Annotated in this window: 12 protein-coding genes and 1 pseudogene; 5 read left to right on the top strand and 8 right to left on the bottom strand. The window is 67.8% G+C overall.

What is annotated here, in order from left to right; all coding sequences use genetic code 11:
* Positions 1 to 589: YdcF family protein (locus DY926_RS07110; protein WP_148707746.1), on the top strand; the 589-nt coding region annotated here is incomplete at its 5' end.
* Positions 590 to 664: 75 nt separating this feature from the next.
* Positions 665 to 1,402, top strand: coding sequence for a lysophospholipid acyltransferase family protein (locus tag DY926_RS07105; protein WP_116702734.1), 738 nt, complete (start codon positions 665 to 667; stop codon positions 1,400 to 1,402).
* Between the two features lie 9 nt (positions 1,403 to 1,411).
* Here the strand turns inward: DY926_RS07105 and phaR are convergent, their stop codons facing one another.
* Both phaR and gloB read right to left on the bottom strand, forming a co-directional pair.
* A complete protein-coding gene (gene phaR / locus DY926_RS07100) occupies positions 1,412 to 1,957 on the bottom strand; it encodes a polyhydroxyalkanoate synthesis repressor PhaR (RefSeq protein ID WP_408886036.1) in 546 nt (181 codons plus the stop codon).
* A 276-nt stretch (positions 1,958 to 2,233) separates the two neighbouring features.
* Positions 2,234 to 2,965 carry a hydroxyacylglutathione hydrolase gene (gene gloB / locus DY926_RS07095; protein ID WP_116702732.1) on the bottom strand — a complete coding sequence of 244 codons (732 nt, stop codon included), beginning with the start codon at positions 2,963 to 2,965 and terminating at the stop codon, positions 2,234 to 2,236.
* A gap of 88 nt (positions 2,966 to 3,053) precedes the next feature.
* On the opposite strand from gloB, the gene DY926_RS07090 reads away from it, so the two are divergent.
* The 3 genes from DY926_RS07090 to DY926_RS07080 are packed head-to-tail and all read left to right on the top strand — an operon-like array spanning position 3,054 to position 5,407.
* Positions 3,054 to 3,824, top strand: coding sequence for a methyltransferase domain-containing protein (locus DY926_RS07090; RefSeq protein ID WP_241503099.1), 771 nt, complete (start codon positions 3,054 to 3,056; stop codon positions 3,822 to 3,824).
* Between the two features lie 34 nt (positions 3,825 to 3,858).
* Positions 3,859 to 4,536: a phosphatidylserine decarboxylase gene (locus DY926_RS07085; RefSeq protein WP_116702731.1), complete on the top strand. Its 678-nt coding sequence runs from the start codon at positions 3,859 to 3,861 to the stop codon at positions 4,534 to 4,536.
* 7 nt (positions 4,537 to 4,543) lie between these two features.
* Positions 4,544 to 5,407: a CDP-alcohol phosphatidyltransferase family protein gene (locus tag DY926_RS07080; protein ID WP_241503098.1), complete on the top strand. Its 864-nt coding sequence runs from the start codon at positions 4,544 to 4,546 to the stop codon at positions 5,405 to 5,407.
* Positions 5,408 to 5,442: 35 nt separating this feature from the next.
* On the opposite strand, the gene DY926_RS07075 is transcribed toward DY926_RS07080, so the two are convergent.
* From DY926_RS07075 to DY926_RS17250, 6 genes and pseudogenes are all read right to left on the bottom strand, one after another.
* Positions 5,443 to 5,904, bottom strand: a complete 462-nt coding sequence (locus DY926_RS07075) for an NADH-quinone oxidoreductase subunit B family protein (protein WP_116702730.1) — start codon at positions 5,902 to 5,904, stop codon at positions 5,443 to 5,445.
* Between the two features lie 9 nt (positions 5,905 to 5,913).
* Positions 5,914 to 7,392 (bottom strand): NADH-quinone oxidoreductase subunit D-related protein, encoded by a 1,479-nt coding sequence (locus DY926_RS07070; protein ID WP_116702729.1) that lies wholly within the window; start codon positions 7,390 to 7,392, stop codon positions 5,914 to 5,916.
* A complete protein-coding gene (locus tag DY926_RS07065; RefSeq protein ID WP_116702728.1) occupies positions 7,389 to 8,477 on the bottom strand; it encodes a hypothetical protein in 1,089 nt (362 codons plus the stop codon). The genes DY926_RS07070 and DY926_RS07065 overlap by 4 nt, the downstream gene beginning before the upstream one ends.
* The gene (locus tag DY926_RS07060; RefSeq protein ID WP_116702735.1) at positions 8,474 to 9,013 is read right to left on the bottom strand and encodes a hypothetical protein; all 540 of its coding nucleotides are present in this window, start codon (positions 9,011 to 9,013) and stop codon (positions 8,474 to 8,476) included. The genes DY926_RS07065 and DY926_RS07060 overlap by 4 nt, the downstream gene beginning before the upstream one ends.
* A gap of 2 nt (positions 9,014 to 9,015) precedes the next feature.
* Positions 9,016 to 9,951 carry a hypothetical protein gene (locus tag DY926_RS07055; RefSeq protein ID WP_116702727.1) on the bottom strand — a complete coding sequence of 312 codons (936 nt, stop codon included), beginning with the start codon at positions 9,949 to 9,951 and terminating at the stop codon, positions 9,016 to 9,018.
* A gap of 6 nt (positions 9,952 to 9,957) precedes the next feature.
* Positions 9,958 to 10,623: pseudogene (locus DY926_RS17250) on the bottom strand (hypothetical protein); the annotation flags it as partial.

Here is a 10,623-nt window from a genome sequence, read left to right as displayed (position 1 = left end):
GGCATGGGGCATGGGACTGGCGTGGTTCGTGCGCGACGCCATGCGCCCGCCCGCCCGCCCCCCACATGCCGACGGGATCGTGGCGCTGACGGGCGGACAGGGCCGGATTGAGGAATCACTGCGCCTGCTGGCGGAGGGCAATGCCGACCTGCTGCTGATTTCGGGCGTGGACGTGCATGCAACACTGGGTGATTTCCTGTACCGCCTGCCCCAGCCCGTGCCCCCCACGTTATGGACACGCACCACGCTGGGCCGGCGCGCCACCTCCACGCTGGGCAATGCGGACGAGACGGCGGGCTGGGTCCATGACAACAACATCCACAGCCTGATTGTAGTGACGGCGGGGTACCACATCCGCCGCGCCATGCTGGAAATGGCGCGCACCATCCCCGATGTGCGGCTGTATGCCTACCCCATCCGCCCGCCCGCGCTGCACCACCTGCTCCATCCCGCAACGCTGCGGCTCATGGTGGTGGAATATGACAAATGGCTGCTGGCCTGCCTGGACCTGCCGCGCCTGACCCGCCCGCTGCACAGCCTGATACACCATGCCGATACACGTGCCGGGGTGCCCGACACCATGGGCTGATGGCGGGCTGCCTTGTCGTGGCGGTCATTTTCTGGTGTTAGGATAGCCCACCCGCACTGATGGACCTGTTTTGCAATGACCGTACTGCGCGCGCTCGTGTTCAACCTGTATTTCCTGCTGCTGACAGTCGTGATGGGTGTCATCGCATTCCCGATCCGGCTGTTCGCGCCGGGCTACGCGCTGTCCTATGCCAAGCTGTGGACGCGGCTGACGCTGCGGGGGCTGCAGCGTATCTGCAAGATCCGCATACGGGTCAGCGGCCGGGAGCACCTGCCCGGCGGGTCGTGCCTGCTGGCATGTCAGCACCAGTCGGCCTTTGATACGCTGGTATGGATGAACTTGGTGCCGCGCCCGACCTATGTCATGAAGCGTGAACTCGAGCGCATCCCGCTGGTCGGCCCGATGCTGCGGCTGAGCGGCATGATCCCCGTTGACCGCACGGGTGGGGCCAAGGCGCTGCGGGCACTGCTGGCGGAAACGGACAGGGCGGTGGAGGACAGGCGCCAGATCATCATCTTCCCCGAGGGCACGCGCACGCCCCCCGGCGCGCCCATACGCCTGCAACCCGGCATTGCCGCCCTTTCAGCCCATACTGGCCTGCCCGTCATTCCCGTGGCGACCGATGCGGGGCTGCACTGGGGGCGCAATGCATTGATCAAGCACCCGGGCACCATTCATATCGTCATTGGCGCGGCCCTGCCATCAGGCCTGCGGCGTGCGCAGCTTCTGCCCGCCATCGGCACGGCATGGCGCGAACTGTGTACCAGCCACGACCTGCCCGTCCCCGCGATCGAGACCAGCCCCACCGCGTAATGCGGGCGGTCAGGAGGCGGTGTCGCGCCCGGCCCTGAGGTCTTCAACCTGCTGGCGCAGGTCCATGATTTCCTGCAGCAGGTTTTCCACCGTGCGGTTGCCCGCGCGCTCGACCGCGTAAAGGGATGTGAACAGCGACATGGCCTGCCGCACCACGGCGGCGTTCTCCCGCCCCAGTGCTTCCAGCCCGCCTGTGGTGGCGGCCGGGGGCTGGCTGTCCATGAATTCGGCCATCATGCGTTCCAGATAATCCGAAACCTCGCCCTGCCTGCTTTCGCCATAGCAGCGGATGAGCTGGCGCAGGAACGCGACCGGCAGCATGGCGCGGCCGCGCGTTTCCTCCTCCAGCATGACCTGGGCGAGGACACCACGGGTTATGTCATCACCCGTCCGGGCATCGAGGATGACGAAGGCACGGTCCTGCTTGACCATGTCCATAAGGTTTTCAAGCGTGATGTATGCAGAAAGCTCGGTATCGTACAGCCGCCGATTTGCATATTTCTTGATGACAACCGGGGCAGAAGATACCGACAAAAGCCTTCCTTTCGCATGGATCGGGCGCCGCGCGCGCCATGACGCCCCGCGCCCGTGCGTGCGCTACGGGTATGAAGGGCCTGTCTGTTCCTACAGCATAACACGCTGGCCCACCATGCGGTGGATCGTCAATCCTGCCACGACAGGGCCGGCGCACGCGTGTAACGCCTCTCCCGCCCGATGGTTACAGGTGGCGGGCAGTGCTGGAACAGGCTGTTTTTCCTGTTTCCGGCCCTGCCACCGCCATGGCCTGCGGCAGGGATTTGCCATTGGGCCGGATAATTGTGACGTATTATGTCAGAAACTGTCCTTCTCTTTACGCAATCGCGCCAGCGTCGCGACATCGGGCGCGCGCAGGAAGGGGTTGGTCGCCCGCTCCACCGACAGGCACACCGGCAGCGTGGGCTGGCCATTGCGGCGCAGTTCATCCACCTGTGCCGCGCGTGCGCGCAGCGCGGCGTTGTCGGGATCGACATGCAGGGCGAAACGCGCGTTGGACTGCGTATATTCGTGCCCGCAGCACACCAGCGTATCATCCGGCAGGGCGGAAATACGGCGCAGGCTGGCAAACATGTCCGCCGCCGTCCCCTCGAACAGTCGGCCACAGCCCATGCTGAACAGTGTGTCGCCACAGAACAGTGCGGGACCGGCGGGAAAATAGTACGAGACCTCGCCCGATGTATGGCCCGGTGTGGCGATGACCTCCGCCACCGCCTGCCCCAGATGCACCACGTCACCATCCCGCACCGCGATATCGAGCGCGGGCAGCCGGTACGCATCCGCCACCGCCCCCACAATCCGTGCACCATAGCGCGCCCGCAGGGCCGCCGCCGCCGCAATATGGTCCGTATGGTGATGGGTCAGGAAAATCAGGTCCAGCCTGCCGCCCGCCGCATCAATCGCGGCGGTCAGGGGGGCTTCCTCTGCCGGGTCCACCATGGCCGCCGCCCCGGTTGCGCCGTCATGGATGAACCAGGCGTAATTGTCCGACAGGATGGGAATTGCCCTGATGGAAAGCTGCTGTGTCATGACTGTCCTCCACGTCCGTATCCGGCCCGGCATGCCTGCGCGGCAATGGCATGATAGCCGCTGCCGCAGGGTGTGCTAGTATGGGCCGATGCCAGCCGAAATGCATATCGCCGCGAATTTCTATGCCTCACGCCGGGGGCGGCTCGCCGCGCGGCTGCTGGCCCAGCGCATGGCCGCCTTCTGGCCCGAAGGGGGCGCGAAGGCTGTCCGTACCCTGGGCATTGGCTACGCGCTGCCCTTCCTGCCGCTATGGGACCGGGCGGAAATGCCCTGCCTGTCCGCCCGGCTGGACACGCATGTCACGCGGCAGGCCCCACCGTGGCACGGGCGGGACTGTATTGCCAATGGCCTGTGCCTGCCGTTCGAGGACCTGAAGTTCGACCGCATCGTGCTGATCCATGCCCTCGAGATCAGCGAGGACAAGAGCAGCCTGCTGCGACAGGTATGGAAAATACTCAAGGATGACGGCAGGCTGCTGCTTGTGGTGCCCAACCGGGCGGGGCTGTGGGCACATGCCGACAACTCCCCCTTCGGGCAGGGCACACCGTTTTCGCGCCGCCAGATCAGCCGCTGGCTGGGGGATGCCTGCTTCCACGCCGAACGGCATGAGGACGCGCTGTACATTCCTCCCGCCGGTCCCTGCCCGCCCGGCCCGGCCAGCATGGTGGAATGGACCGGGCGCACCCTGTTCCCCCGGCTAGGCGGGGTGTGCATGATCGAGGCGGTAAAGGACATTTACGCCGGTATTCCCGCCCGCCCTGCCACCATCGTGCCCGCGGGGCTGGGCCTGCGGCGCGCCCGGGTGTTTTCGCGTCTGTTCACGCCCCGCCCGCCACCGGGGGATGCGCAGAATACTTGACCAATTTTACTGAAATCTTCATGAACATGGTCCCATGTCGCTGATTCAATCCATCAAGCTCGTCATTGCCCCGCCGCACCCGGCCGCGCGCCCCTTTCTCCTTGCCTCCGGCGCGGGAGCGGTGGCCGGTCGGCTGCTGCCCTTCCGGCTGACAAAATGGCTCGGCACGGCCTGTGGCCTGTTCTTCGGCTTCTGCCTGTATTTTTTCCGTGACCCCGAGCGCGTCACCCCCGCCGCACCCGACGTGGCCGTGGCCCCGGCGGACGGACATATCGTCTCGATCGAGAAGGTGGCGCCGCCGCCGGAACTGGAAATGGGCGACGCCCCGGTGTGGCGTATCGCGACGTTCCTGTCGGTGCTGGATGTGCACGTGAACCGTATGCCGATTGCCGGCACGGTCACGCGGGTTGCCTACCACCCGGGGCAGTTCCTGAACGCCAGCCTCGACAAGGCATCGGAACTCAATGAACGCAACGCCCTGCGCCTGACGCTGCGGGACGGACGGCAGGTGGCGGTTGTGCAGATCGCGGGCCTGATTGCCCGGCGTATCCTGTGCGACGCGGAAGAAGGCATGCAGTACGAAACCGGTGAGCGGTTCGGCCTGATCCGCTTCGGCTCGCGCACGGACCTGTACCTGCCCCCCGATGTCACCCCCCTGGTCGAGGTGGGGCAGACCATGGTTGGTGGCGAAACCGTAATGGCGCGGCTCTGAGCCCCACATGGCCGTTTCCCCCACTGGTCCCACGCGCCCGGCCCGCCGGTTGAAAAAGCGCCAGCGCCCCCGCGTGCGCGGCCTGTCATTCAACCGGATGATCCCGAACCTCATGACCATGCTGGGCCTGTGCGCGGGCCTGACCGGCATGCGATTCGGGCTGGAAGGGCGCTTTGGCAATGCCGCCGCCGCCCTGCTGATCGCCGCATGCATTGACGGGCTGGACGGGCGTATCGCGCGCCTGCTGCGCGGCACCAGCCGGTTCGGGGCGGAGTTCGACAGCCTTTCGGATTTCCTGTGTTTCGGGGTTGCCCCCGCCTTCGTGCTGTATCTATGGGCGCTGCATGAAGGGGGCCGGTTTGGCTACATCCCGTGCATCATGTTCACGGTCTGCATGGCGCTGCGTCTGGCGCGCTTCAACGCCAGCCTTGATGATGATGCCGACCAGCCCAAATATGCCAGCAGCTTCTTTACCGGCGTGCCCGCCCCCGCCGGGGCCGGGCTGGCGCTGTTCCCGCTGTTCCTGGGGCTGGAGGCGCAGCACCTGCACTGGGAATGGCTGTACAACCTGACGCGTGAGCCCATCCTGCCCGCGCTGACGCTGGGGGGCACGGCGTTCCTGCTGGTCTCGACGCTGCCAGTCTGGTCATTCAAGAACTTCAAGGTGCCCTCCCCCATGATCCTGCCCACCATGCTGGGCACCGGGGCCTATGCCGCCATTCTGGTGGCTGAACCGTGGGGCGCGCTGGCGGCGGCGGGCGTCATCTACATCCTGCTGCTGCCCATCAGCCGCATGAGCTTCCACCGCCTGCGCCGCGAGGCCGAGGCGCTACAGGAAAACGACGACCCCACCCACTCAACACCGGCCTGACCGGGCCGGTCGCCGGTTCCGTCAGGCACGGCCTGTCATTGCCCGGGCGAGGCCGCGCCCGCATCATCACGCCCGTGCCAGTTGAGCAGGGCGGCCAGAATCTCCTCCGGCGCGGGCGGACAGCCTGCGAGTGACAGGCTGGTGCGCGCATATGTGCCCACCCCGCCCAGAGTGGCGTAATTGGGCGGGAACACGCCGCCACTGACCGCGCAGTCCCCCACGGCGGCAAGCGCACGCGGGCCGGGCATGGCCTGCCACGCCAGTTCCACCACGGGCGCCATCTCCACCGTCAGGCTGCCCGTCAGCAGCAGCAATGCGGCCTGCCGGGGCGTGGACACAAAACGCATATTGCCGCACGTCGCGACCAGCCCGCGCGCAAGCATGCGCAGTTCAAGCGCACATGCAGTGCAGCCCCCCGTTTCCACATGGAAAATATCAAGCGGCGCCATGCGCGACAGTGCGACACCGTGCTGCGCGAACAGATGCAGATACGCCATTTCCCGCCCCTACAGATCCGCGCTCGCGGCCGATAGCCCGAGCGAGGCCAGAATCAACGCGACATCCGCTTCCATCGCACCGGACAGGATATCGGGCAGCGCCTGCACCTGCGCAAGCGACGGATCGCCACACCACCATGCGGCAATGCGTCCGCCCTCCAGCCGCAGCCAGTGCCAGACCGGGCCTGCCGGCCCCTCCGTCAAACCAAGGCCTTCCCCCGATCCATGTTCGGGCACGGGCGGGACTGGCGGCATGGCAACACCCCCCAGCGCCGCCAGCATTTCCACGCCCTGCCTGCATTCACGCAGGCGGATGGCAAGCCGGGCGGTGACATCCCCCACCAGCGGCCCGCCTGTCCATTCGGGGCGGCTGGCGGGCATATAGCGCCGCAGGTCACCTTCCATCCCGCTGGCCCGTGCGGTGCTGCCTGCAATGCCCCATTTCCGCGCAACGTCAGCCGGTAGCAGTCCCCTGTCCACCGTTCGCGTGGCCAGCCCGCGTGGGCGACGGAAAAGGCGCATGAGTTCCATGCATCCGGCCCGCAGTTCCGCCACCACACCATCCGCCAGCACAAGTTTACGCGCGGCACCGGGGGCGGGAGGCAGTACGTCAAACAGGAAGCGCCTGCCACACAGGTCCCGACAGACCTGCCGCACCCGCTCCAGCAGGGAGGCGCCAGTAGCAACGAAACGCGCATCGGCCACCAGTCCGGCGGCCTGCACCAGTATTTCCAGGTGGGAGGCGATGCGCTCCAGTTCACTCAGGAAAACGCTCGCCTTTTCCTCCCCCTCCGGCAGGATACGCCCGGTGGCTGCCGCCAGCGCATGGGAGAAGGCGCGCTGATGGGCCACGCTTGCCATGGCCTCAATCCGGGCAACCAGCCTTGCGCCCTCAACCGGCATGCGCCCGCGCATCCGCGCGCACAGGCCACGATGGGCGTAACCCATACGGACCGAAACCGTCCCGACCCGCGCGCCCGGCAGACCCAGCCGCAGGTAAAACGGGGCCTGAAAGCCACCATCCGCCGGGCCATGCCCCACCATGGTCCCGCCCGCCCCGTGCATGGTTGCGCCATCGGTAAACTCCACGCCCTCCGGCGCGGCGGGAGCAGGTGGCGGGCGTTCACGCAATGGCCACGTAACCGGCCAGTGCCCCTGATCCAGCCACGGGAAAGTGCCCCGCGCGCCCATGGCCTCGATCCCCCACAGGTCATGGATGATGCGTTCATGCGCCTGCGCCCCCGCACGGGCGGGGGAAAGGGCATGATAGCGTCCATCCGGCACGGCAACGCTGGCGATCAGGGGGGCAACCCCATCCATGAACAGGGCATGCACCTGCGCGCCATCCGCCCATAGGCCTGCCAGCGGCAGGGCGGCATGGGGCAGTGCTTCCGCCATCTCCCGCCATGCGGTGGGTTCCAGCACGAAACGCTCGCGGCACGCGGTCGGCTCCTCCGCGCGGATCAGGGCGGATACATCGCGGCTCATGGCTGGACCATGCCCCGGCGCACCACAATGGCAAGCACCATGCAGCCAAGCGCCAGCAGCAGCAGGGTCCGCCCCCGGAAGGAAACCGGAGCCTGCCTGCTTCCGGCAAGGGATGGCCAGAGCGAAACACCCGCCAGCAGGCCAATGGGCACGGAGGCCCGCATCTGTGCAACCAGCACAAGCACCAGCGCCACGCCCGGCAGGAACGGGGGCCACAGGATCAGGTTGTTCATCCCTTCGCGCCCTTTCTCCGGCCCATGGCCCACACGGGGCGTGCAGGCCAGCATGAGCAGACAGGCGGCAAGCGGTAGCGACGCCTGCCGTGCGGGCAAGCCCGCCGCCAGCAGCGCCCAGCCGCCCCAGTCAGGCACGCACGACTCCCTGTCCTGCCGTGGCAGCACCGACCACGCCAGACAGACCAGCGCGAAAAATGTCAGCACGGGTGCAAGCTGCGGCCATGAACCGGCCGCCTGTGCGATGACCGGGATGACCATAAGCTGGTCCATGTTCCCCTCCATCGGCGCATGCGCGGGGCTGGACAGCAGGCCACAGGCCATGAACAGCCCGCCCGCCAGCAGCACCGCCCCGGCCTGATCCGGCATGGTCCCCCATCCGGCCCGCAACAGGAACAGTCCCCCCTGCGCAAGGATCAGGCCCGCCGCCGTGCCACGCAGCTGCCGCCAGCCATCACCGTCCAGACCACGCGGCCCCCATGCCCCTGCCAGCCGCACGGCAAGGCTGGCCCCGATGAACACCCCCAGCAGGTCACACCGCCCGAACGCCAGCGCAAGGGACGCATTGCCGGACAGGATGAAGGGCAGCAGCGCCTTCAGGCCGCCCGATCGCGCTGCACCCCCACGGTCAGCCGGGCGGCATGTCTCCACGCACAGGGCCAGCGCGGGACACAGCGCCATAAACGCCTGCGCCGCATCCGCTACCGGAACATGCCCGGCAATACCCAGCCCCAGCAGTACGAAGGCCAGCACACCGCGCAACTGGAGGGAAGAACCCGCCCCCAGCAGCGCGACAACGGCCAGAACCATCCAGCCCGCCGTCAGGCTGGCATAAAGCGGGAGCGACATCATATCCCTCCGCTCCCGCCCCGCAGCACGGCCGCCATGATGATGTTCAGCCCCACCGCCGCTGCAACGGCCTGCCCCATGCCCAGCATGCTATCCGCCTGCGCAGCCAGCAGCGTCACGCCATCCAGCCCGTAGGCCAGACTGGCACATAGCGCGACCGGGGCGCGGGCAAGGCACGCGCCCCAAGCTCCGCACATGATGGCGGCAAGACCCGCCAGCCCTGCAAGCCGGGCGGTTATGTCCGCTGAACCATCATGCACGATCACCTGCGCCAGCAACGCCACACACAGCAGCCCGCCCGCCAGGCGGATACCCCCACGTTCACGCGCGGTTGCAGGAACGCGCGACATCTGCACCGCCAGCAACCCGGTCAGGACCGCCATGACCACGGCCAGCACACAGGGCATGGCGCCCTGCCCGGCATATGCAAAACATACGCACAGGGCGGTCAGCCCGGCATGCCAGGCCAGCCCACCCACCGTATTTCCACCCCCCGCGACAGACAGGATCACGAGCAGCCCAAGCAGCAGGACAAGCATGGTCAGCCCGCCCACCGGCTGGCAAACAGCAGTACTGCGGCCATAACGGCGCATAGCAGCGCAAGCCCCGCCCGTCCCGCTGTCTGCCACCGGCCCGACAGGACGAAAACCCGCATGCCCGCCACGCACCCGCATGCCAGCAGCATATGCCCGAGCCACAGGCCAAGTGCCGTCATGACCGCCAGCATGCCCCCTGACCGGGCCATGAAATCCGGCGTGACAATACTTTCCGGCCAGATCAGATCGCGCGCCAGCATCATCCACACAACCGCCACCAGATCCCGCGCATATTCCGCCACCGCGCGATCCGGCCCGGCCAGATCCTCCACCATGGTGGAAAACAGGGCGGGTGATGCCCCCGCATCATCCACCGCCACAAGCAGCGCCCCCGCCACCAGCGCCAGCGGCACACGGATCAGGTTCATGTCCGCAACATGCGCCTGCCGCACCAGCCCCGCCAGCGTGCCATCCGGCAGGCACATGCCCAGCACCGCGCAGGACAGCAGCAGCACCGGCTGGATCATGACCCCACCCGTCACGGCCCGCAGCCCCGCATGCCCCGGCCGCGCCAGACCCGCCGCAACGGCCACGACCACCAGCGCCACGAATGCCACTTCCAGCAGGCCGCCCACGACCAGCAGGTCCGACAGCCCACCGCCGGGCATGCCAATGGCGAAGGAAGGCACAAGCAGCATGGCCGCCACCCCCGCCGCCAGCGCCAGCCAGGGTGCGACGGCCGTTACCTGCGCGCCCGCAGCCGAACGCACGCCCGCCTGCCGCCATGCCTGACGCAGGGCGCGCCAGCGCGCCATGGGGTCTGGCAGGCGGCGCGCGCCTTCCATAATGGCGGTCATCCAGCCCAGAAGCGCCATCCAGACCGGTACCGTACCCACCACCAGCACCACATGGCACAACGCCAGCACAAGGGACGCCGTCATGCCCGCCTATCCATGCCATGCAATGAACATGAGCGCGCCCACGCATGCGGCCATCATCACCACCGGGGCAGATACCCCGTGCCTGCGCCAGACATCCACCCCGCAACCCACAAGGGTGGAGCGGTCGCGCCGCCAGCGCCGCAACAGCCGTGCATGGGCGCGCACAAGCCGGTGGCGGAGGGGGGCTGCCGCTACCATGTCCAGCAACATGCGCGGCGGGTTGCCCGGCCCCACCTGTGTCAGCGGATCACCAAATACCATCCAGGGCGGCACCGGGGGCGCGCCCTGCTGCCAGCCCGCCACCTGCCGCGCGGGCCGGGGGCGCAGGACATACCGCAGCGCCGCCACCATTCCCCCGGCCCCCACCACCAGCAGGCACAGCCGCGCGGGATGCACGATGGCCGCCCCATCGGGCGAGGCCAGCGTGATATTGCCAATGACAGGCCAGACATGCCCCAGCGCGCGCTGCCCGGCATGGTCCATGAGCGCCAGCCAGTATCCCGGCCAGATGGATACCAGCATGAACGGCACGCAGCCCGCCACCATGGCCGCCATCTCGTAGCCCTGCGGGTCGCGTGCCCCGGCACAGCGCGGCGTGCGCGGGCGGCCACACAGCATGACAGCCACAATCCGCACAAGGGCCAGCAGGCGCACCGCCCACCCTGCCCCCAG

The organism is Komagataeibacter melaceti (assembly GCF_003403295.1).
Taxonomy (GTDB): Bacteria; Pseudomonadota; Alphaproteobacteria; order Acetobacterales; family Acetobacteraceae; genus Komagataeibacter; species Komagataeibacter melaceti.
This window is presented reverse-complemented; position numbering and strand designations above follow the sequence as displayed.

Excerpts from the sequence above, each read along its gene's own strand:
- DY926_RS07105 (WP_116702734.1), top strand. The coding sequence starts at position 665 with ATGACCGTACTGCGCGCGCTCGTGTTCAACCTGTATTTCCTGCTGCTG.
- gloB (WP_116702732.1), bottom strand. The coding sequence starts at position 2,965 with ATGACACAGCAGCTTTCCATCAGGGCAATTCCCATCCTGTCGGACAAT.
- DY926_RS07090 (WP_241503099.1), top strand. The coding sequence starts at position 3,054 with ATGCCAGCCGAAATGCATATCGCCGCGAATTTCTATGCCTCACGCCGG.
- DY926_RS07085 (WP_116702731.1), top strand. The coding sequence starts at position 3,859 with ATGTCGCTGATTCAATCCATCAAGCTCGTCATTGCCCCGCCGCACCCG.
- DY926_RS07080 (WP_241503098.1), top strand. The coding sequence starts at position 4,544 with ATGGCCGTTTCCCCCACTGGTCCCACGCGCCCGGCCCGCCGGTTGAAA.
- DY926_RS07075 (WP_116702730.1), bottom strand. The coding sequence starts at position 5,904 with ATGGCGTATCTGCATCTGTTCGCGCAGCACGGTGTCGCACTGTCGCGC.
- DY926_RS07070 (WP_116702729.1), bottom strand. The coding sequence starts at position 7,392 with ATGAGCCGCGATGTATCCGCCCTGATCCGCGCGGAGGAGCCGACCGCG.
- DY926_RS07065 (WP_116702728.1), bottom strand. The coding sequence starts at position 8,477 with ATGATGTCGCTCCCGCTTTATGCCAGCCTGACGGCGGGCTGGATGGTT.
- DY926_RS07060 (WP_116702735.1), bottom strand. The coding sequence starts at position 9,013 with ATGCTTGTCCTGCTGCTTGGGCTGCTCGTGATCCTGTCTGTCGCGGGG.
- DY926_RS07055 (WP_116702727.1), bottom strand. The coding sequence starts at position 9,951 with ATGACGGCGTCCCTTGTGCTGGCGTTGTGCCATGTGGTGCTGGTGGTG.